Annotated in this window: 14 protein-coding genes; 2 read left to right on the top strand and 12 right to left on the bottom strand. The window is 40.0% G+C overall.

Annotated elements, in window-relative coordinates:
• Positions 1-111 precede the first annotated feature (111 nt).
• Positions 112-1,026 carry a tRNA 2-thiocytidine(32) synthetase TtcA gene (ttcA, locus tag GQR54_RS00070; protein ID WP_007585631.1) on the top strand — a complete coding sequence of 305 codons (915 nt, stop codon included), beginning with the start codon at positions 112-114 and terminating at the stop codon, positions 1,024-1,026.
• A gap of 68 nt (positions 1,027-1,094) precedes the next feature.
• On the opposite strand, the gene GQR54_RS00065 is transcribed toward ttcA, so the two are convergent.
• The 10 genes from GQR54_RS00065 to GQR54_RS00020 all read right to left on the bottom strand — a co-directional run bounded on the left by GQR54_RS00065 (position 1,095) and on the right by GQR54_RS00020 (position 20,364).
• On the bottom strand, positions 1,095-2,156 hold the full coding sequence (locus GQR54_RS00065; RefSeq protein ID WP_165728836.1) for a hypothetical protein: 1,062 nt from the start codon (positions 2,154-2,156) through the stop codon (positions 1,095-1,097).
• A gap of 55 nt (positions 2,157-2,211) precedes the next feature.
• Entirely contained in the window at positions 2,212-3,282 is a 1,071-nt protein-coding gene (locus GQR54_RS00060) for a hypothetical protein (protein ID WP_007585627.1), read from the bottom strand.
• A 609-nt stretch (positions 3,283-3,891) separates the two neighbouring features.
• The gene (locus GQR54_RS00055; RefSeq protein WP_166376154.1) at positions 3,892-5,217 is read right to left on the bottom strand and encodes a PAS domain-containing methyl-accepting chemotaxis protein; all 1,326 of its coding nucleotides are present in this window, start codon (positions 5,215-5,217) and stop codon (positions 3,892-3,894) included.
• A gap of 186 nt (positions 5,218-5,403) precedes the next feature.
• The gene (gene recD / locus GQR54_RS00050) at positions 5,404-7,467 is read right to left on the bottom strand and encodes an exodeoxyribonuclease V subunit alpha (RefSeq protein ID WP_166376153.1); all 2,064 of its coding nucleotides are present in this window, start codon (positions 7,465-7,467) and stop codon (positions 5,404-5,406) included.
• A complete protein-coding gene (gene recB, locus GQR54_RS00045) occupies positions 7,464-11,042 on the bottom strand; it encodes an exodeoxyribonuclease V subunit beta (protein ID WP_166376152.1) in 3,579 nt (1,192 codons plus the stop codon). The genes recD and recB overlap by 4 nt, the downstream gene beginning before the upstream one ends.
• Positions 11,029-14,328 carry an exodeoxyribonuclease V subunit gamma gene (recC, locus tag GQR54_RS00040; protein WP_166376151.1) on the bottom strand — a complete coding sequence of 1,100 codons (3,300 nt, stop codon included), beginning with the start codon at positions 14,326-14,328 and terminating at the stop codon, positions 11,029-11,031. Before recC ends, recB begins: the two co-directional genes overlap by 14 nt.
• Positions 14,329-14,489: 161 nt before the next feature.
• On the bottom strand, positions 14,490-15,551 hold the full coding sequence (locus tag GQR54_RS00035) for an alkaline phosphatase D family protein (RefSeq protein ID WP_166376150.1): 1,062 nt from the start codon (positions 15,549-15,551) through the stop codon (positions 14,490-14,492).
• Complete coding sequence (locus tag GQR54_RS00030) at positions 15,548-16,675, bottom strand: alkaline phosphatase family protein (RefSeq protein WP_166376149.1); 1,128 nt, start codon at positions 16,673-16,675, stop codon at positions 15,548-15,550. Before GQR54_RS00030 ends, GQR54_RS00035 begins: the two co-directional genes overlap by 4 nt.
• Before the next feature lie 73 nt (positions 16,676-16,748).
• Complete coding sequence (locus GQR54_RS00025; RefSeq protein WP_166376148.1) at positions 16,749-19,118, bottom strand: TonB-dependent receptor; 2,370 nt, start codon at positions 19,116-19,118, stop codon at positions 16,749-16,751.
• A 202-nt stretch (positions 19,119-19,320) separates the two neighbouring features.
• On the bottom strand, positions 19,321-20,364 hold the full coding sequence (locus GQR54_RS00020) for an alkene reductase (RefSeq protein ID WP_166376147.1): 1,044 nt from the start codon (positions 20,362-20,364) through the stop codon (positions 19,321-19,323).
• A gap of 225 nt (positions 20,365-20,589) precedes the next feature.
• Here GQR54_RS00020 and GQR54_RS00015 point away from each other — a divergent pair, with 225 nt between their 5' ends.
• Entirely contained in the window at positions 20,590-20,979 is a 390-nt protein-coding gene (locus tag GQR54_RS00015; protein WP_166376146.1) for a DUF2750 domain-containing protein, read from the top strand.
• Between the two features lie 68 nt (positions 20,980-21,047).
• Here the strand turns inward: GQR54_RS00015 and GQR54_RS00010 are convergent, their stop codons facing one another.
• Both GQR54_RS00010 and GQR54_RS00005 read right to left on the bottom strand, forming a co-directional pair.
• Positions 21,048-21,917, bottom strand: a complete 870-nt coding sequence (locus GQR54_RS00010; RefSeq protein WP_166376145.1) for an alpha/beta hydrolase — start codon at positions 21,915-21,917, stop codon at positions 21,048-21,050.
• Between the two features lie 107 nt (positions 21,918-22,024).
• Positions 22,025-23,350, bottom strand: a complete 1,326-nt coding sequence (locus GQR54_RS00005; protein WP_166376144.1) for an OprD family outer membrane porin — start codon at positions 23,348-23,350, stop codon at positions 22,025-22,027.
• Between the last annotated feature and the right edge of the window lie 616 nt (positions 23,351-23,966).

Raw genomic sequence — 23,966 nt, 5'->3', positions numbered from 1 at the left:
TAAATCAATTTTAATTACATCCTAAACTCGCATATTCAGGTGGTTTGGGTATAATACGCCCCTTTATTTTTAGCAAATAACTTTGCTGTATTGTTTTACTAGGGGGCGTAATTGTCACACTCAGATCAAGCTAAAGCTCAATTTAACTTAAATAAGCTGCAAAAGCGTTTACGTCGCCAAACTGGTCAAGCCGTTATGGACTTCAATATGATTGAAGAGGGTGACCGTATAATGGTATGTCTTTCTGGCGGCAAAGACAGCTACACAATGCTTGAAATGCTTCAACATTTAAAACGTGTAGCACCTATAAAGTTTGACCTAGTTGTTGTAAATCTTGATCAAAAACAACCTGATTTTCCTGAGCATGTTTTACCCCAGTATCTTGATAAATTAAATGTTGAATACAAAATTGTAGAAGAAGATACTTACAGTATTGTTACCGATATTATCCCTGAAGGTAAAACAACGTGTTCACTTTGCTCACGCTTACGTCGTGGTATTTTATACCGCACAGCAAAAGAGCTAGGCGCTACTAAAATAGCCCTTGGGCATCACCGTGACGACATGATTGAAACATTGTTTTTAAATATGTTTTACGGCGGAAAGCTAAAAAGTATGCCGGCTAAATTAATGAGTGATAACGGCGAGCATATGGTTATTCGCCCACTTGCATACTGTAAAGAAAGCGACATAAGCCAATACGCATTTGTACAAGGTTACCCTATCATTCCGTGTAACCTATGTGGCTCGCAAGAAAACTTACAGCGTAAACATACAAAAACAATGCTCGCTAAATGGGATGCGGAGCACCCAGGTCGTATTGAAAGCATTTTTACAGCAATGCAAAACATAGTGCCTTCACATTTAGCTGACGCCGACTTGTTTGATTTTAAAAACTTACAAACAGGTGAAGTAATTGATGGTGGCGATATAGCCCTTGATAAACCAGATATTCCTAAAGTGCCTGTTGCTAATGAGCTTGATGAACAAGAAGCGCCAAGTGTAGTTACTATAAATCTAAGCTAACAAATTTAAGGGGGTTGTATTTATGTACAACCCCCTTAAATTTACCAATTCAGCATTGCGTTCTATTTTTAACTCTCAGCTAAGCCTTGTAAAAATTCCAAACTTAACTTTTCTTGTGCATTAGCCTGATATGGTAATTGCTGCAAGCTATCGTACGAAAAATCGTTAATATCAAAATGACTTATTTCACTATTCCCAAAGCTGTTTCGCTCACCTGGGCTTGGCGACATTCTCTCAATAACAAAGTCGCTTAAGCGCATATCTGTAATGCCTTGTGGTAATACCGACCAGTGGGCTTTCAAATTAAGTGTTTGGCTTCCTTGTGCTAACCGCTCTTTAGATACTAAATGAGCAAGTGGTGTATCGCCACTGTATAAATTAGCCCTAACACGATACAAACCACTTTTTACTACCGCTATGTTAGCTGGCAAAATCATATTTTCGTTTTGTGCATAAGCAGTTTCAAAACCTGTTAAAGTTGCACTAGGCGGCATATATTGAATTTGTGCAACTACGGGAACTTTTTTACCGGCAACATCACCCTCTACAAACACTTGTAAGCTACGAGGGTAATCTTCATCCTCTTCAAATGTTATAATTGCTTCACCGTCACGCGCATTGCCTGTATGGGTATTTAACACTTCTTTTGTATCTGTATTTGCAAGCTCAACGACCACTTTTCCAAGCCCTTGAGCGCTTATCTTTATTGTTATTTCTTCTGGGTATACAAAACGATATTGCTTAAGACTTAACGTTAAAGCATCGCCACTTTCATCAATAGGGCTCGATACCGGGTAGAATTGATTTGGCTTTAATCGATCTTCATCTAATGGACTCAATGGCTGAGAATAAGGAGGAAATTTAAGTGCACTTTCATATTGCATAACCACTTGCTGCGCTGCTTTTGTTAAGTCTTCATTAAACGCGATTTGTTTTTTTGATTGTGTTTTTTTTGCTGTAGGTACATCTATAGGGATCACTTTTACTGGCGATAAATCAGCTACGCTCGCACTGTGTTTAACCTGAGGTGTTATTGGCTCAGCAACTTTATGAGCATCATTTTTACCTGTAAACCATAGCGAGAATAAAATAGTGCTAATAATTAAAGCAACGACATAAAATTTTTTCATTTTTATATTTCAATCTTTTATAAGGCGTATAGTTTTTAACTACACGCCTTGTATGTTATGGAATCACATTATAAATAAGTGCTGATGCGCTTAAATTATTTGAATCCTTAATATAACGATATTGTTTTTTCCAAAACCAACTACCTGTAGTTTTATCAAACGTATTAAAACCTACAGTGTCACCTTCCACATTTACGTTATTCATGGCTATTGTTACATTACCTTTTCGCTGCGCGTTATGTATTTCGTTATGGCTATAACTGTCACTCATCATCATTGGATAATGGTTTGGCATAAAGCTACTTACTGCATCACCTTGCGATTTTAAATGGCCATTTGTATCAATACTGCTGCTACAACTTCCAAACGAGCCAGCCGAACTGGCACCACATGAAGAGTGCGATGCAACAACCGAATCATCATTGCCTTTTAAAAAACCACCCGTTAAACCCAAATATGCATTTCCATCGGCAACAAAGCGTAAACGTGGCGTACGTGCATCTGGGAATGGTGAAATTTTACGTGCATTGTTTACTTTTAAATCGTGTAATACACCAACAGCTTCGGTTACATCACTTCCTAGCCACCATTTGAGTGCAGCATCGACCGCAAAGTTCCATGATGCGCCAGTTAAAGCACTAACAGCTACGTCAGCCAGCTCACTTCCACCACCCGCACCTGCTAAATCAAACGTAGCAACAATATTAAGCGGCTCTAAGCCTTCGTTTTCTAACCAGTTTTCTTGATTATCAATAATATGGCGTGCAACTAAGTCTCCTGTTGAATGTGTTACAAATACACAGCCATCACTGCATAAATTAGAGCGTGAAATTTGCTTTAGCTTTGGCCACACCCAATCGGTAGCAATTTTACCTTCAATACGTTCATAAGCAGGCCAATCAATTCGCTCATCTGCACGATTATTCCAGTACGATTGCCAATATGTTTCACCATCATTGATTACATCACTACCCGACTTATTTGTTATTTGCGAAGTTTGTAACCCATGAATTAATATAATTTTGTAGTCTTTACTCGCTGCAGAAAAGCTCATTAACATAGCTAACCCCGCACCAATTAGGTGGCTTGGCTTAATTAATTTGTGTGTGCGCTTTGTGTTGTTCATACAATTCCTTAATGTTGTGTACTTAATATTTTATTATCATTTAAGGTATTCATGTTGGTTTACATAAGCTTGTCAGCTTAGGTGTTCACTAGGGTCTGTTGTTCTTTGCGGATTAAAATTCGTTCAAACTAGAGGCTATTTAATCACGGCGCGAGATTTGTAACCTAGTGGGCTCGGTAACTGCTCCTGCGTTACTCTACTGGCTTACATCCATGTAGAATAAGTAAAAAACGAGCAACAAAGAGTAAATAGCCTCTAGGAAGTACCCTTTGGGCAGCGTCTGTTTGGCATTAATGCTACGTTATCGCCTATTTATGGGGAACAACCACACTACTTAGGCTCTGCCTTGCCTAAATACCAAACAGACTGCTGCAAATTTAACCTTGAAAGATCAACAGACTCTAGTATTAGGAACAACGAACAAAAATGCAACAACTTATTATCATTTAGGGAAGAGAAGAAACTTATTTCATACCGATTAATGAGTTAATAGAGGTATAGTTGTTATATTTGAAATTATTAGATGGGTTTCAAGGGGTATATTGAGGGTAGTAAGATTAAAGCGGATACCATTGAAAGTGCCCGCTTTAGAATAAGGACGAAGCTAATCTAACCGTTAGCTTTAAGTTCACTGGTAAATTGCCCAATCGCATTTACAACTTCTTGTGCACCTTGTTGGATCTCTTGCATCACTTCACCAGATTCTTTAGATAACGCCAAGCCTTGCTCTGCCTTCTCTTTACCTTTTTCTATTACAGCCACCGTATTTTGGGTTTGTGATTGGTTGCGCTGTACAACTTCTACAATTTCTTCTGTTGCTTTTGAGGTACGCGATGCAAGCAATCGCACTTCATCTGCAACCACAGCAAAGCCTCGCCCCTGCTCGCCAGCTCTTGCCGCTTCAATTGCGGCATTTAATGCTAATAAATTTGTTTGCTCAGCAATACTACTAATGCTTTGTACAATACTCGATATTTGTTGCGACTGCTGATCAAGCGCTGAAATTTCATTTGCAGCTTGCTCCATGTTAATAGCCAGCTCAGTCATTACTGCGACTGTATCTTGTATAACGCTCGCGCCTTGCTCTGCTTTTTTATCAGTTTGGGTCGAGGTGCTATAAGCAATTTCGGCAGCTTGTGATATCGCAATTTCTTGATTTACTTGATCAGTGATAACAGTTGCAAACTTCATCACTTTATAAAGCTCATTCGCGTCATTTGAGATTGGGTTATACGACGCTTCTAGCCAAACAATGTTGCCATGTTTATCTACGCGCTTAAAACGCTCAGCAATAAACTTACCTTCTCTTAATTTAGCCCAAAATTGCAGATACTCTTGAGAGTTATACTCTGAAGCCTCACAAAACGTACGGTGATGTTTACCTAGTATTTCACTTTCTTGATAACCCATTGCAGCTAAAAACTGATCATTTGCTTTTAAGACATGGCCCTCTAAATCAAATTCAATTACCGCCATAGAGCGATATATCGCTTTAATAGTATCGCTTTGCTCGCGAGAAGCCGTAATTGTTTTTGTAAGTACACTTCCGAATATAGAAAAATAGAGCAACTGATCTTGCTCCCCTTTTACTGGATGTACTATTAAACGTAACCATTCAGCTTTACCATCAAAACGCGTTATTTGTAATGTACCGCCCCAGTGACCTTCTTTTTTAATTGCTTGTTGCAAGCTTATAAAATCTTTTGATTTGCGCGACTGCTCAGTAACAAAGTCATTAAAAGGATTATTCGTTAAACTATCTTCGTTATAGCCCAATTTATCTAAAAACAAATCATTAGCGTGTGAGATTCGCCCATCATAGAGTATATTAAGTACTAGCATCTCTCGGTAAAGCCCTTCCCATACTTGCTGTAATGGGTAAAGCTCAGCTTTTAAAGACACTATTTCGTTTTGCTTATTTTTAGAAAAAAACATTAATATCCTTACTAATACAATCAATATAAAATTTATTTTAGTATAGAAGTTAATTTTCATAGCGCGATAAATAATAAGAGCTTTACTTACTAAAGTCTCAAAACACATAGATTTATATAAAGTCGCTACAACACATCAATACAAAATAACTATAAATAAATTAATCTAATAGCGCTTAACTTCCCGCTAAAGTTTTTGAATCTCAAACTTTAATCTTTCATACAATCCAGATGCTCTCGATACGCTTTTATTCATTGCTAATTGCAGTACTTTTTTATCAGCCACCAGCTCAAACTTATTTTTAGCACGGGTTATTCCCGTATACACTAATTGCCTGTTAATACCCATGCGCGCTTGTTTTAGCGGTGGCAGTACCATGGCTGTGTAGCTAAACTCTGAACCTTGTGATTTATGAATAGTCATTACATAGACTTTATCGTGCGCAGGGAGTCGTGCAGGTGAAAATGCTCGTTGATTACCTTGCTCATCAATAAATATGGCTTTGAGCTGCCCACTTTCATCGGGCATTAAAATACCAATATCGCCGTTAAATAACTTAAGCTGGTAATCGTTTTGGCTCACCATAATAGGCATACCCGTGTAGTGGTGAGTATTAGGACTTACGGTAATTAAACCTTGCTGTTGCAACACGCGCTCTATTCGTTGATTTAAGCTATGAACGCCGTAATCGCCCTCTCGTACCGCAGCTAAAAGCTGATAACTCGCAAAAGCAGCATGCACCTGTGCAACACTTGCACCTTGAGCTATTAAGTTAAGGTACTTTGCATAATGACTTGCTGCACTTTTAACGAGCTTTTCAATTGGTTTTGCTACAAAGTCGTAATCTAAAATTACATCGTTAAAGCGCCCTTCACTACTTTCTTGCTCTACGTAATTTAAAATACCGGTGTTATTGGTGTTTACCGCAAGTGCGAGTTGACCAATGCCGCTTTGTGCATCAAATCGATAACTGTGTTGTAAAAAGGCAATGCAATCTGCGAGTTTAAATTCACTCACGCTTTGCGCTACGAGCTTAGGCTCATTATTAAAGCATAAGCTATTTAGCTCATCACAACGTGCTTGCGAGTAGCTTGGCGTTTGCCCAAGTGTTAAACCTTGGCATAAATCGCTCATTACACTGCCGGTATCTACCGATGCAAGTTGATCTTTGTCACCTAGGAGTATTAATCGCGCGTGCGCAGGAAGTGCTTCTATTAATTTAGCCATCAGCGATAAATCGACCATACTGGCTTCATCAATAATTAGTACATCTAAATGCAATGGGTTACGTTTGTCGTGTCTAAATTTATTTGTGAACGGTTTTACACCTAGCAAGCGATGAATTGTTTGAGCGTTTTGCGGTATTAACGTTTTTATATTATCAGGAATTGTTGTGAGCTTATTTTTAGCACCCAATATTGATTCACTCAACCTAGCAGCGGCCTTACCTGTAGGGGCCACAAGTTTAATGCTAAGGGGTGCTGTTTCATAAAGTGACTGTAAAATAGCCAACAACTTAGTCACTGTAGTGGTTTTACCTGTGCCAGGCCCACCCGTGATCACACTAAAGCCTTTGGTTGCAGCAATCGCGCACGCCACTTTTTGCCAATCAGTTTCAACAGTTGAATCAGCAGGAAAATAGGTATTTAAAAGCGCTGCCAATACTTCATTATTAATATTGAGCTTTCGCTCGCTCATACTTAGTAATCTATCTGCGAGTGTTTGCTCATAACCTGCAAGGCGCGCAAAATAAAGTCTCTCGTTAAACAGCTGCAGTGGTTTATTTTCGCCCACGCTTTCATGGCTTTGTAAATAATTAAGCGCCGTATGTACGTTAAAATCATCACTAAACGGGCTTAGCGTACTGGGTACATTGCCATCGAGTTTATTAAAGTCGCTTTTGCGCAAATTAAAAGGGTTACTCCAATCAACTTCATTTAAGGTTAGGCAGCTATGCTGGCTTTGCTGCGATAAGCACAGCAATAAAATAATATAAAACAGTTCATTGTGAGTTTGCTCAATGTCATTAGCACACAGTAATTCAGCGAGCTTCACATCAACTACACGCAGTCGATTTTGCGCTAATAAATACTCAAGTAACGGGACTTCGGTAATCGTATTATTTAACACAATGTCCTCTAATGGGGCATCTTGTGCTACATTTTTTGAAGTAAGAGGCTCTGCGGCTTCATTATTAAGTGTCTCGTCAATATCGTCAAACAATCCAGGTTGCTCATTTAAATCGCTCATAGCATAGCTCCTTGGCTAAATAAGCCATCTAAAATAGTTACTTGCTCTACAGTTAGCTTTTTAAAGTACACGCCTTGCCCTGCCGGCATTCCACGTAAAAACGTGTAATACACGCCGCCTAAATGGGTTTCTATTGAGTAATCAGCTATACGTTGTTTTAATAAACGATGCAGTGCTACGGTGTAAATTAAATACTGTAAATGATACTGATGACTGCTCATAGCTTGCTCAAGCATATCGCCTTCGTAATCAGCTGGCGTACTGCCTAAATAATTAGACTTATAATCTAAAATATAATACTTGCCTTGGTAGCAAAATATTAAATCGACAAAGCCTTTTAACAAGCCCTTTACGTGCGAAAATTCAAGCTTACTTTGCGTAAAGCCAAAATGTTTAACCAGCATTTCGTTTAGCTTTGGTGCACTTAAGCTCTCAAGTGGTAAATTAAACTCCATTTCGACTAGGCAGTCATTGGGTGTAAGCACACCTAATGAAAGAAGGCTGTTTTCTAGAGAGCTTTTATCTAGGGGGCACGCAAGAACATCAAGCACCCACTTTTCAGCCACTTCTCGCCATTGCTCACCTATGTGATACTTTTCAAGGCTGCGCTTAACTACCTCAGATAAGTTTTGCTCGGTATTAGTTGGGTGAACTATTGGGCTAATAAAATCTATTTGTTCAAATATTTCGTGCAAACAGCTACCCGGCTTTGGCCCTTTAGGAAAACTATAAGGTGATGGCAGTTCGTCCTCTTGCACTGCAAACTCGTCTTTTTCGTGATCTTCATCACTTCGCCCTGGGGCTAATTGGTCGCTATGCTTTTTAAAGCTTAACGCACTAAAGCTGGTTGCTCGCCAGTTACGCTCAATATTTGCCGTTACTCTATTAACACTTAATGTTTGCTGCGCAATTTTACTATTACTAAAACAAAGCGTGCCCTGCTCTAATAATGTTTGTGAGGTAAATTGCTGATAGCTCATCGCACTATTAGCGTCGCAAAACTCACTTAAATGCGTGCGCCATGTTTGGCTACTGGCAAGTTCAAGCCCTGCAAATAAAACATGCCCAAGTGCACTACTTTGCATAGCCAAGCGGCTACTTTGTCCTTGCCCAATGTTATAAACACCAAGCGCACAAAAATGTACGGCGCGAGTAAGCGCTACATAAAGCAGGCGTAAATCTTCAGCTAGGCGTTCTTGCTCTGCTTTTTGCAGGGCATCTTCGTCTTTACTTAAATCGTAAACTAGCTTGCCATTATTATGATAAAGCGCTTCTTTTGTTTCGCGATAGCCACTGGCAAACGGCATAAATACCAGTGGGTATTCAAGCCCTTTTGAGGCATGCATAGTGACAATTTTAACTAAATTGGCGTCACTTTCTAGGCGCACTTGTACTGTTTCGCCATCTTGTTGGCTTACCTTTTGTGCAAACCATCGCAGCAAACGCAGCGTGCCTTCAAGCTCTATTTGTTTTTGCTGAAGTATTTCGCCCAAGTGCCTAAAGTCCGTCAGCCAACGCTCAACGTTATACCCTAAACCTTGCCATTTAGCGCTAAGCTGGTTATGGCTCATTAAGCGCTCAAGCATGGCCATAGCGCCTTGCTTGTTCCAAATGTGGCTAAGTTGTGCAAAAAAGTTTAAATGCTCTTGCCATTTATTTTCATCATCGGCGAGTGCATGTATTTCGTTATAACTTAAACAAAATAATGGACCAGCTAAAACACCGCGCAGCAATGACTCGTCATATTGACCATGCAGCGCTGTTAAAAAGTTAAGTAGGTTATGGCTAAGCTCTTGGCTAAAAACGCTTTCTCGCGATAAATACACGCTGGAAATTTTGGCATCATCTAGCGCTTTTTTTATTATTTGTGCTTCAACACGGTCGCGCACTAATATACAAATATCGGCAGCGCTTATAGGGATACTGCCAATACACGCGTCCCCCTGTTTTGCTTTTTCAAGCAGGGTCACTATTTTATTCGCAAAGTGAGTGGCTAAATGCGCTTGCCCTACACCTTTGTTAGTTGGTTTGTTCTTTTCATCGGCGGCTTCATCTACAAATACATTAAATTCGAATGCGGTAGCGGGTTTGCCATCAATTAAAAAAGAGTCATCCGCTTTTTTACCTTTAGCTGCTACTGCGTTAAACGGTATGGCGTCGTTATAAATAAAGCTGTTAGCGTGTTTGCCAAATAAACTATTAACGCTATTTACTATGTCGGTGCTTGAGCGAAAGTTAGTACCCAGCGTAAATTGCTGATCAGTCTGTACAGCTTCTTTTGCGCCAATATACGTAAAAATATCCGCGCCCCTAAAGCCATAAATAGCCTGTTTAGGGTCGCCTATCATGGCAAGCGTGGTATTTTGTTGCCCATAAATTTTACTAAAAATACCGTACTGAATCGGATCGGTATCTTGGAATTCATCAATCATGGCAACCGGAAACAACTGCGCAATTTTTTGCGCCAGTACGTCGCCTTGCTCGTTATTAAGCGCACTGTGTAAATTGGTCAGTAAGTCATCTGGGGTGATCACGCTTTGCTCTTGCTTACGCTTAACTATTGCAGCTTTTACCCAGCGTGCTGCATGTTGTATAACTGCTATTTTGAGCCCTTGGTTTATGGTGTTATTAAGTGCGGCAAGCTCGTCAAATTGACTCAGTAATGGATGCACAAATAATGGCTGATTCTTTTTATAATTGCTCACATCGCTTAGGTTTTCTGTACTCCACACTTCAAACGAATACTTGTTAGTGCCAAATTCAAAAAACAAATCGCCGCCTAAACAAAATGCCTCAAGCGCACTAAGGCTGCCTTTTCGTGCTGGCGTTTTAGACCCGCTTAAACCCGAGCCTTTAATAGCACCTATAAACTCTTGCTCTAACACCGCTTTTTTAAATGCAGGTACACGGATTATGTACTCGTCACGGGCTTTCCATACATCATCTAAATTTATTTGTGGCGTAATGTGCGCATTAGCTTTATTTAAAATGCTCGCCACTTGAGCGAATAAAGCCTCTGGTGCGGCAAATACATCTAAAATAGCATCGGTGCGTTCTTTGTTTAGTGGGTATACAAATGCGCGCCAAAAATCTTTAATGGTTTCGAGTAATATGTCGCGCTCATCTAAAATAAATTCGAGATTAAACGCCACACCCGACTCAAACGCATGTTGTTTTAGCATTCGCTGACAAAAGCCATGAATGGTAAAAATAGCGGCTTCGTCCATTGATTTAGCAGCTGCATCGAGTAAATCAAACGCGCGGTGCTTATCATCAATTTTGGCAATTACGCCTTCAATGAGTTCGTCATTTGGGTCTTGCCCAAGCAATGCGTCGCGCGCAGCAATAATTCGGCTGCGTACGCGGTCTTTAATTTCTTGGGTGGCGGCGTCGGTAAAGGTTACTACCAAAATTTGCTCAACACTGAGCGGCGTATTTAACTCACCTTCTATTTGCATGCCTAATAAGTAGCGTAAATACAGCCCCGTAATCGTATAAGTTTTACCAGTACCTGCACTGGCTTCTATTAAACTTTGACCAATGAGCGGCATAGTAAGAGGATTAAGCGCTTGCATGGTCACTCTCCTTTGCGTGTTCAAATAAAGGCGTGAGCAATTTATCACTCCATTTTATAAATTCTTCTTGGCAGTCGTTTAGCGATTGCACCGTTAAGCGAATATACGGATTTTCGCCCTCGCCTCGCCCTATATATTGCGGGCTAAATTTGCTCATTGCTTTTGTTATATCGCCGCCGCTTTTAACGTATTCATAGCCACTTACCGGGAAGAACGGCACAGGCTCTGCGCGCAGCGCTTTGTATAACTCAAACCAATCAGCTAATAGAGCATCGGCATCGGCTTTGTTTATGGGCGCAAAGGTAATTTGCTTATCGAGCCCAAGTAGCAACGTTTCTACTTGTTGATCCATACTTTGCGCTGCAAGGTGATAAATAAAGCCTTTAATTAAATCTTTCGCTTTAATACTCGCACTGCGGTAAAACACTTGTTTTTGCAAATACACATGATTGAGCCAGCCCTCTATTTTGGTGCCTTCAATGGTAAGCAAAACTTCTATTGGCTCACTTTTTCCGCCTTTAATGTGCTCTTTAACTTGCCCTGCAAGCGCATCAACTCGGTACTCCATACTCTCAAATATGAGGCTGCCTACATTGGCTTGAGGTAACTCACCCCGCTGCAGTATTTGCTCGGTACTCAGTGGTTGCTCGTTTATATTGGCTTTAAGTATTTCATCAAGGTAAAAATAACGGCGCAGCGCATCTAGGCTAAATGGTTCTTCGTCTTTTGCTACTTCGTTAAATTGTGGCAGGCGTAAACCTAATGTTTGTTGATAAAAGCTCTCTTGTGCGCTGCACACACTTCTAATAAACACATCAAGATCTAGCTGCTCTGGCACAGTCACATCAAGTGCAATAACCGGTTGTGGTTTAATTGACTCACTTGGCAGCCAAATTGGATTGTAACTGTGGTTGCTCAGCACAGTATTGGCTTGCTCATCTGCTAAATAATAATGGCTATTAAAAGGCTGTAAATGCTGCTGATTGATTAGACATGCGGGCAGCGTTTTTTCGCTTTTATCGCTTAATACAAAGCTGCGCCCTATGTATTCTAACAGCTCGCTTACAAGGGTTGATGGCATGCGCGGTTGGTTATCAAAACACGAGCGACCAATGTAACTCATGTATAAGTTGTCGCGGGCACTCAGTAGCGCTTCTAAAAATAAGTAACGGTCATCTAATTTACGTGATCGGTCACCTTTTTGCTTTTTAGAATAAGGCACTAAATCAAAACCAATAGGCTGTACGTTACGCGGGTAGTCGGCATCATTTAAGCCCAGCATACATACCACTTTAAATGGCACGGCGCGCATGGGCATAAGCGTACAAAAGTTTACTTGCCCGACCAAAAATCGCTGCCCTACGCCTTTTTCTTGAATGCCTTGTTTAACTAAGTAACTAACAATACGCTGCGAAACCGCTTTGCTGTAATCACCATTGTCGTGGTGTTTTTGTAACTCTTCGAGCACGTTTTGAAGTACTAATAAATCCCAGCTGTCGTCGCTTTCACTTTCGTATATGGCGTTTAATAGCTCGCTTAAAATATGCGCTTTATTAATGAGCGTATCATCGGGCGTTAGCTGCTCTTTAAAGCTTTGCAGTACATCAATAAAGTGCACGAGCTTGTTGAGTGTATCAAGCGCCATGCCTTCTACTTCATCAGCGCTGTAAATACCGTTAAACGGGCATTGTTCGTCGCGCATGGCAATACCAAGCAGTAAACGGTTGAGCCCATGTTGCCAGGTATTTAAATCGATAGCGGGCAAATCAAAGCTGCTTTTATGCGCTGCGTTTATACCCCATTTAACGCCTACACGTTCAAGCCAGTATTGAATTTGCTCGTATTCGTGCGCTTCAAGCCCAAATTTTTCGGCTATTTGCGTCACTTGTAATAAATCGAGAATATCCGACACACCAAAGCGCGAAAACGGTAAGTTAGCTAAACTCGCAAATGAACTAAGGACGGGTTTTTCTTGCTCTATGGCTAAATCGGCCAGTGCGTAAGGAATAAAGCGGCTACCTTGTGCCCCGCCAAATACGGCTTCAATATAAGGGCTGTAAGTGCCTACATCGGGCATCATGACAATTATGTCTTTGGGGGTAAGCGTTGGGTTTTGATTAAATAAGTTAAGTAAGTAGTCGTGCAAGCGCTCAACTTCTCTAAGCGGTGTATGGCAATCGCTTAGCGTAATACTGGTGTCGGTTGCACTGATTGGTAACTTACCTTCGTCGTTTATAAACCACTCTTTGTTATCGGTCAGCGATTCACCTTTAAACGCAAGCTGATAAATCTCGCTTTGTACTTGCCCTAGTAAGGTGTCGTCAAACACATCAATAAAACCATCTATCCAACGGGCATCTAACTGTACGAGTTGCTCAAAATAGTCGCGACCTAATTTACCCCACGACGATAACAACGGATTACCTATAAAGTAGTATTCTTCATCTGGATTGGTTTGTTTTTTTTGTTGCGCTTCCACCAGCGGCATTTTGGCGTATTTAGCGCTTATTTTAGCTGCTGTTTTTTCATCTATAATATCGCCCCAATAATGCTCACTCGGGTTAAAAAAGAATAATATAACCTCGGTTTTTTTACTCAGCGCTTCAAATACGTCTAGCTGGGAGCTGGCAATCGCCGATATACCAAATAAGCTAATGCGTTGTGGCAGTAAGCTATTGTCCATAGTCTCAAGTGCTGCTAGTAGCTGCCCTTGCATATTAGCGCGATGAAATTGGCTTTGCCCAAGGTCTTGGCTTAGCTTTACAATGCGTCGCCATAAGTCAGGTTGCCATGGGGCAATGGCTACATCCACGTCATCAAGTTCATCTTTTCCGCTATCCCATGTGGCTATCCAGTGCGGTCGGTACATTAAATATTGGTCGTACACATCGGCTATTTTTTCGCACAGCGCAAAGGTTTTTTGCCCGTCAATATCGCCTTCTAAATAGGTCTTTAGCGGCAAATATAATGGCTCGTCAATACAGTTTGGTAAAATTGCAAACAGTTTCCAAGCAAGGTTGGGCTTATTAAATGCCGACTCTTTAGGGACATTTGGCAGTAATTGCTGATACAACTGCCAAATAAAGCTCGACGGCAGCGGAAAATCTACCTGCGCTGCAACCCCTAAGCTTTCGCTCAAACCTATTTTTAACCACTGCGACATACCCGGCGATTGCACTAGCACTACTTCTTTGTCGAACGGGCTTTGCAATGGGTTTACTTTTAACAGCTGGTGGAACTGCGCTTGTAGGGCTTCCATCCGGTTTGATTGAATAATATTTAGCATATAGCACTGACCTTGCTTGAGATAAAACCAGTGTAAGATATTTTCAATATTAGGGGTAGCGCAAACGGGTAATTGGCTTTAATAAATCAGAGAGTTAAGAACTAATTTACAGATTTTTATACGCACAGCATCTATTTTATATACTGTGCGTAGTAGTGAGTTTATTTATAAGGGCTAATACTTGATAAACTAAAGTCACTTTGCATTATTACTTCGCCATCAATGCCTTTTAATTTAAGTGAAATAGTGGGATCAATTTGCTGCCAGTCTATGCTTAAATCACCATAATTTACGTTATGAGTAAAATTCCCTACTCGGTGTTTGTTAGGGCTTACATCTTTCCACTTTTCAGTTAAGCCAGAGCTGGTCATCTCAATTAATGGGTAATCAAGGTTTTGCTGATACTTTGATATTTCACCCCAGTGCGTATCGCCGCTGATGATCACGACCCCATTTACTTTATGCTTTTTAATCAATGCAAATAAACGGTTTCTATCTTCAGGAAAGTTTGCCCATGACTCCCAACCTGTGAAATCGGGTAAAAGCTGTAAGCTTGAGGCAATCAATTTTATTGCAGCAGGCTTTTTAAGCTCTTGTTCAAGCCATTGCCACTGGGCTTCACCTAACATGGATGCGCCCTTCACTTCACTAGGACTATACGGTCCTTGGTTATTTAACTTACGCTTAGTGTCGTATTCAAGCTCACCTACATGGTTTAGCGCATCACGGTTCCAACGTAAATCAGGCATTATTACTTGTATGGTTTGCTCATTTTCACCATACATGTACGAGGTATAAATTCCATCAGGACGAGTGCGACGCGCTGAGTTTACAGGTTCATCCCAAAAATTAAGCATAATTTGACGTGATAGCTCTTTATGCGGATACTCTTTACCTGCATCGTTTTGGCCATAATCGTGGTCATCCCACATAGCAATAATAGGCGTTTGCGCTTTCAACGTTTTAAAACCAGGCTTTGCCCCTAAACGTTGGTATTTTTCGGCAAGTACATCCATATCGTTGGTATCGCCATAAATATTGTCACCCAAAAATATAAACAAATCCCCCTGCTCTTTGTTAATTGTATTAAATATGGGTATGTTTTTATCTTGATGCCCACACGAACCAAATAGGATTTTAGATGGCGCGGCAGTAACACTTGCGCTAATAACCAAACTCAGCGCCAAGGCAGATAGGGTTAATGGTTTTAATAGGTTCTTCATTTTAAAATCTCGCTAATAGCAGGCGCCATATTTGAATTTATTTCATTTGGGTTCTGCCCAAGAGCCTTTAAAACGGTCGCCGCTATTTGCGCTTGTTTAAGCTCATTTTTAGTTTTAATTAAGCCACGTCCTTTTATTGCGGGGCCAATGGCTGCAAGCCAAATATGTTCAGAGCCGACAATTCCTTCTGGGTAGGTATTTTCACCTAACTCTAGTTCAGCAAGTGCACGTTTAGAGCTGTGATGTTGCCAATCATTGGCATTATTGCCACGGCCGTGATCAGTAGTAATAATTAGTGTGGTGTTATTTTTATAACCCGCTGTAGTTTGAATGGTTGCCCATAAGTCTTTTATAAAGGCGTCACTTTGCCTTGCCGATTTAAGGTATTGATCGTAATGACCATCATGCGCAAAGTCATCGGTTTCGCCTAAACTTATCACTAACAACTTAGGCTTTTTAGCCAACATATACGCTTTAGCAAAGCGATATGTAAAACTATCTAGTCGTACGTTATACCAAGGACTGGGAATTTCATTTTGTAGCGCATTTAAGAGTGGCGCATCGGTGAATAAATTCTCTTCAATTGACATAAAACCTGCATTTACATACACGTTACTGCGCTTAGTATTTACAATGTATGGGAATACATCCCAACTGCCAAATAAGGCAGTGCTATCTTTAAACTCAGGTAACTTATCTAAACGCTCTAAAATAGTTTTATTTGGGTTGAGCACTTTGTTGTTACTATTTATATTTTCGTCAACTTCACCGGTGAGTATTTCGTTATAACCAGGGTATGAAAAATACCACGGGTTACTTACCGACATAGTAGAGCCGTTAGCTCTATCGCCAATAATTACGCCTTGTTTAGCCACTACTTGCGTTAAAAAAGGCATTAGTAATTGCTGGCGCTCATTTGCAGTTTTTGCCCAAAATTGTCTCTTTAATTGCTCAGGCTTTTTAACAAAATCAGTATTATTAATTAAGCTATTATCAGCCCCGTTAAATACTTCTTGCCAGCGTACTCCATCAAGCGTTACCAGCACTACATTTTGCGCTGCTGTTGCAAAGTTACTCGCTAATACACTTAAGCTAAATAGTATTACTTTTATAATTGTTTTCATCGCGTTTGCGCCCTTTCATATAATAAAGCCCATCAATGATGGGCTATATTTAAATTCAATTACTAAAACCTAATTAAAAGTCAGCGGTAAATGTAACTGCTGCGGTGCGAGGCGCACCAATGTAATAAGTAGCGCCGTTACCGGTACCACCTGCTAAGTAGCTTTTGTCAGTAACATTATAAACAACAAACGATACGTCAATGGCTTTAAACGGGCCGGCATCTACGTCAGTTGAATAACCTGCATTAAAATCAAGTACTGTGTAGCCGTCTACTTTATTGCGCGTGCGAGTGTCTTCGTCTTGCCATGCGCCTAAGCGCTCACCGGTGTATTTAGCCGATAAACCAACACGAAAGCCATCGCTAAAGTAATCGGTAGATACCACAAATAAATCTTCTGATGAATCTATTATGCTGTCGCCTTTTCTAAAGCTCGGTGCTACCTCATTACCACTTTCATCTCTTAATATTACGCCTTGTGAATCGTATGCATTTGGATCATCCGACGAATACTCAGAACTGCTATTAGTATACGACGAGTAAACGTTCCAGCTTGGTGTTAGCATATAGCTTGCTGCAAGCTCGAGCCCATTTGAGTCAATACCCCCTACATTTACGTACGAGCCATTTGTACCAATCGTGTAATCAATGCCGTCTGTGCCACTACCAGGGGCAATAAAGGTAATGCGATTATCAAACTTAACACTGTAAGCCGTTGCTGTAAGCGTTAGTCTGTCAGCTTGATAACGTACACCAAAGTCTATATTGTCGGCAGTTTCTGGCTCTATGTTTGTAAGTGTTGAGCTATCTCGCTCAAGTACACCGTCTTTTATTGCTGAAAAATTCTCGCTGTAACTGGCAAATAATTCTGTGCTGTTATTTAGCTGATACAATACACCCCCGCTAAATAACACGTCTGAGTCGCTATCTACTTTATCTGATCTTTCGTTAGCAAAGTGGTCGTACTTTTGTAATTCAACTAAATATTGTTTTGCACCAATATTTAATGTTAAGTCACCAAAATTAATCGAGTCTTGTAGGTACCATTTGAATGTATCGGTATCAAAAGTGTTTTTGTATTGTGTCCAGTAAGGCGTGCTATCAAAGTGATGATAGATACGCGCGTCAATTACTTTGTGCCAATCACGCGACTCGTCACGTTCGCTTTGCTCATACCAAAAGCCCGCTTCGATATCGTGATCACCAAATGTAGCTTGGTAATTTGCCGTTACACCTAAGCGATCTTTGTTGTAATGCGTATGGCGGTAAGACATAACCGGCGTTGCTGTTGCATCGTAACACGCAGGATTTAAACCAGGACCCGACTCCCATGGCCAGCTCAAACTTTGCGTACAATCGGCATTTGGTGCAAGCGGATTGCCTTCACTATCAGCAAAACCATAAGAGCCTGCATTAGTACCGCCCTCGGTTGTTGGTTCGCCATTTTCATCAACAGGCGTTGTTAAGTAAGGTGGGATCCAATCGCCGCGACCTGAATTTTTATGGTAATAAGGGCTAACGGTTAATAATGAAGTTGGCGAAATCGCGTATTCAAATTTTAAATAGCCTAAGGTATTTTCACGAAGCGTTCCCCACCCTTCTGCAAACATTTGGTCAAAGTGCGGAACTCCCGTCCAATTCCATGTTAGCTGATCCCAATCGGTCGTTTGTTCAAACTGCTCAAGGCTTACGCTGTTATAGTTTGTCTCGCTTACATCGTCGTAAGACAAACGACCAGTGAGCGTTAAATCGTCAAAATTAGATACAAACTTAAGCTCTGCGTGTTGGTTGTCTTTGCCCCCATTACTGCCAGAACCAATCCAGCGGCTTGTATCTGTTTGCGAGTAACTTACGTACGCTTGTGTGTTATTAAAAACAGTGCCTGTTTCGTGTTTAAAGTAATAACGCGTGGCATCGTGGCTGCCTGATGTATACGCAAAGGTAGTGCCTTTTTCAAGGCTTGGGTCTTTACTTACAAAGTTAAATGTCCCGCCTAGTGCTTCAAGTGAAGCCGACTTAATATCAGACGTACCTTGACCTACTTCAACCGTTGCAAGGTTTTCGCTCTCCAAGTAACGGTTAGCTTTAGCACCACCGCCGTAATTAGAGCCACCATTGGGAATGCCATCAACGGTCATACCTAATTGTTGTTGGTTTCCATCAATACTAAAACCACGCATGGTGATTGTAGTAGACCAATCGTCGCCACCAAATGCATCACCTTCATTTATGCTAATACCCGGTAAATTATCAATAACCGATAATATGCTCGATACCGAACTTTGTTGCTCAAGCATTGCAGGCTCAATAACATTGTTAGCGTAGCTCGTTGGTTTAGCAACCACTGTTACTTCTTCTATGGTGTTGTCGTTAGCATGAACAGATGTTGATACAGCCATGGCAATAGCCATGCTCAAAAGCGATTTGTTTTTTAAAGCGTACATTGTTGTCCCGTTTGATTTTAATTATGAAATATGAAAACGCGGACAGTATGAATTTTAAATATGACAACGAGGATGAACTTTATTTACATAAAAATTAAACAAATATGGAAGATTTATGGCGGGAATATGTACAAAAAAAGACACCCAAAGGTTTAACTTTGGGTGTCTTAATTATTTTCTAGAACTTATTACAAATAGTAATTTATTTCAATTCAGCTAGCATTTCATCGCTGTATGGTACTAACTCTTCACCGTTTGCAATTTTTCTAATGTAATCTGGGTTTGCAATAAGTGGGCGACCAATAGCGATTAAGTCAAACTTAGCATCGTTAATAGCTTCTTTTGCTGACTCAAAACTATAACTACCTACGCCTACTAATGTACCTTTGTAGCCTGCGCGTAAAAATTCAGAGATGCTTTTGCCTTCAAGCGAGTCAAAGCGCATGCTGTCGTCAAAAATACCGCCGTGTAAGTACGCTAATTCTCTGCTTTCAAGTTCTGTTAATAAGTAATCAAATACCGCTTTATCGCGGCTATCTTCGCTCATATTAAAGTAAGCACCCGGTGTTAATCTAAGTGCAGTACGATCACTGCCTACAGCAGCAATAACCGCATCGGTTACTTCTAGTGCAAAACGCGACATGTTTTCAGGCGTTTGACCATATTCGTCGCTGCGTGTATTTGCAGCGTAATGTAAAAATTGGTCCACTAAATAACCGTTAGCACCGTGAATCTCTACCCCATCAAAGCCTGCTTCAATTGCGTTTTCAGCAGCTTTTGCGAAATCAGCAACTAGACTTTTAATATCATTAGTAGTGGCTGCTTTTGGTGTGATGTATGTAAGCTCACGCATACGAGGGACAGAGCCTTCAACGCCAATTGCTGATGGAGCAAGTACATCGCCATCAAAAAAGTGAGGGTGTGCAACACGGCCAACATGCCATAGCTGTGCAAACATTTTGCCGCCATTAGCGTGCACAGCGTCAGTTACTTTTTTCCAACCTTGAATTTGCTCGCTGGTAAATAAACCCGGAGTATTTGGGTAACCTTGTCCATCTGGACGAATAATAGTTGCTTCACTAATAATTAAACCGGTTTCGGCACGGCGAGCATAATATTCAACCATATCTTGTGTTGGCACTAGGTTATCGTCAGCCATACAACGCGTTAATGGCGCCATAAGTATGCGGTTTTTAAGCTCAATCGTGTTATTTAATTTAAACGGAGCAAGTAGATCAGTTGTCATTTTTCAATCCTTCATTAAGTATATGCTTACTACAATGTGGCCTTTTTACAAACATTCAAGCTTATTTTTGAATGATCGCTCAAATTAGTAAGAAATTATACTGATCAATCTACAAATTAGATCTGCATTGCTGAAATTAAATAGCAACTTTTCAACACTCTGTCATATAACTCGATATACTTGTGTGCATATAATTTAGATATAGTAATTAAAAGTGAGCTAATTATGACAACGCCAAATTTAAGCGAAGAACACGCAGTAATTTTAGGACTTGGAGCAAAAAAACGCCTAGCCTATATGTTCGAAACCGTACGACAGTTCAAGCAAGTATGGATTTTAAACGATGATGATGGCTGCGTTATGCTTGCCAACGAAGATGACGACTGTGTGCCAGTTTGGCCAACTCGTGAATTTGCAGAAGCATGGGCAACTGGCGAATGGGCTGGCTGCAGCGCTAAAGCGATCCCACTTGCTGACTGGTTTAGTCGCTGGACACCGGGTCTTGAGGTAGATGACTTACTTATTGCTGCCTTCCCTACAGAGGAAGATGATGGCACGATATTGTTTTCAGATGAGTTTGAAAAACAATTAAAAGCGCCAAAGCAAAAATATTAAGGTTCAAAGCCTAAATACTCAGAGTTCTAAAATTTATAAACGCGGCACTTAATTTAGTAGCCGCGTTTTTATTGGCAATATCTAAAATTCAAATAAGCCTGTGTAATTGCATCTGGATTTTCTACTTGCGGATAATGCCCAAGCTCTACAAACTCTTGTACGCGCGCATTGGGAATAAGCTTTTTATAATGCTCAATCATATGCTTACCAGAGATGGGGTCTTCTGCGCCGGCTATAAACGTAAGTGGTATATTGCTATTTATGATGGCACCAACCCAGCGTTCTCTGTTTTGCTGCCTCTGCTTTATATAACTAATGAGTTTGGGCATTACGGCTAAGCCATCTTTATAAATTAGCAGCTCCCAAAGTGTGTCTACCACTTGTTTTGAGGGCGGTGTACTTTTACCAAAAATAGTAAGTAGATTATTGGCAAATTTTTGTTTATTCATTAATTTTGGCACTATCCAACCTAGCTTTGAAAGTAAAAGCTTTTGTATAAATAAGGGTTTATGCACCTGCGGAAATAACCCACCATTTAAAAAGCACACACTGTTTATTTTAAAGTCACTTTGGCTAACGACTTGCCTTGCTAATAACTCTTGAGCCACAGTATCGCCATAGTCATGAGCTAAAATATGTATATCATTAATATTTAACGTTTTTAAAAATTGAGTATATAAGTCGGCTTGTTCAGTAATTTTATAGCCTGCATTTTTAGGTTTATCTGACAAACCAAAACCTAGCATATCGAGTGTAATTACAAAATAATGTTCACTAAGGGTTTGCCACATACCTTCCCAGTCCCAACTAGCACTTGGAAAGCCATGTATTAAGAGCAGCGCAGGCTTAGTTATATCACCAGCTGTTTTAGTAAAAATTTGATGGCCACTAATTTGAGTAAATTGACCCTGTGATTGCCACTGTTGAAGAGAAAACATATATTAGCTTAATTTTTATTGTTGATTTGTTAGTTTTATCATAAAGGTAATTAAAAAAGGAAACAAAACCAATGCATAAAATTTGCATTGGCTTATTAAAAGTCATGTTAAAATTTAATAGTGTAATCTACATAAACTCGATGGTCAGCTCTATCGCCTTTAACACCATCAACACTGCCTGATTTTTCGGTTGTATAATCTACAAATAACCAACGTAAGCTTAAGCCTTTTATTTTCTCAACTTTATAGCGGGTATCTACAGCCCAATATTTTTCGTCGGCTGTGCCACCTAACTTACCCAACGCAGAGTTTTCAGCATCGCTGCCGTCTGTGTAGTAAAATTTAGTTGTTAAGCCAGGCGATACTGCTTTCAAATCAATTCCTAAACGAGCTTGCCATGATGTTTCATTTTGGTTTGTTAAATCGGCACCGATTAATGAGCGAGTTGGAAATGGGTTTGTACCATGATCACCACTGAAATTATCTTCAATCCAAGCATCACTCACTTTAGTAAATGCCGCACCTACACTCCAAATATCTTTTTTCCAATCAGCATCTAGGTAATAGGCAAATCCATCGTTTTTACTTTTGGTTAAGCCTGTTAATGCACCAGGTGTATCTTCATCATCTAAATCGCCGCCCTCTGCGCCTGTTACAAATAAATCACCATCATCTTGTGAGGTAAATATGCCAGTTGAAAGGGTTAACTTACTTTGTTCAAATTTAATGTCGTAACTGATTTTTAATGCGATTTTACTTAGATAATCGTGCGAATTTAAGTATTCAGCCTCTAATATTAGATTGTCTTTTTTATGCGTAGCACCTACGCCCCAAATTACACTAATAGCGCCAGTTGCCGATTGGTCGGTAGAAAAGTCTTCCCATCTATCGTCGTGTCGACGGCTCCATTTGTCGTAAACGTAACCGTATAATTTAGTGTTGCCAATTTTATAATCGCCAAAAACACCTCTAAAAGTATTAGGAATAGCCCGACTCCCAGAGCTTTTAAGTAACATACTTTTGGTTTTTTGCCCGCCCACTTTAACGTAACCGTTATTGCCCAATTTAAAATCTAAAAAATATTGACCAAATTTAGAAAAGCTATCGTCAACTCCACCGCTCTCACTACCTGCTGGTAAAATATTACCTGCGGCTGAACCCGTAGAATTAATATTCATTACGGTGTAAGTCGATACACCCACACTCAATAAATCGTTTATATAACCCGATGTGTAATTGAGCTCTATACCTTGAGCAAAAGTTGAATCGTCACTTGCGTCGTTATCGTAGTCACGGTCAAAATAAATTGATCTAAGTTTTATATTAAATTCATCTTGTTCTGTCAGCCCATTAACAGCGGCATACGAAGGAATAGAAATACATGTTAATACTGCGGCTATTGCCGCAAGTAATTTAGATACTCGGTGAGCCATAGTTATCTCCGTTACCTTATTTTGTTTAAGTTTTCACTGTGCAGTACATAGCAGCGTGTATTTTTTCGACCTACACGGCAAACATGTCATAAGGTAATTACATTTTAAGTAATCACGTTTTCTTTCACGCTACTAAAATATAGAACAATATAAGTTTTTAATGTTTTAATTTTCATATTATGAAATATTAAGTGTTTGTTTTGTTTCGGATGAATTACAAAAGTAAGGTGAGCATTGTCTCTTGCTTACTCGTACCTATGACGATAGCTCCCTTTAAAAACGTCATAACATTGGTAAAATTTTACTTTATTTAAACTTATCAAAGTAAAGTTATGAGCAAAAACTAAAAGCTATCTGTTGTTTTATGAGCAGCTAATTTCCACTAAAAAATCAATAAATATAAAAATCAGCACCCTTTAGCCAATACTTTTGTTGTTGGCTATAAAGTAGCAAAGAACATGTAAATTATTATATTTATATACATGTTCATTTTATCTTGATGAGTAAAATCAACTCTTACATTACATCCAGGGCAAGAGCATGAAAAAACACTATAAATTCAATACCTTTTCAAGATAAGCTGTACTGCGCATCGCTTTCTTCTGCTTTGCTGGCA

Origin of the sequence: Pseudoalteromonas sp. Z9A4 (genome assembly GCF_011378845.1) — a bacterium.
In the GTDB taxonomy this organism is placed as follows: domain Bacteria; phylum Pseudomonadota; class Gammaproteobacteria; order Enterobacterales; family Alteromonadaceae; genus Pseudoalteromonas; species Pseudoalteromonas arctica.
This window is presented reverse-complemented; position numbering and strand designations above follow the sequence as displayed.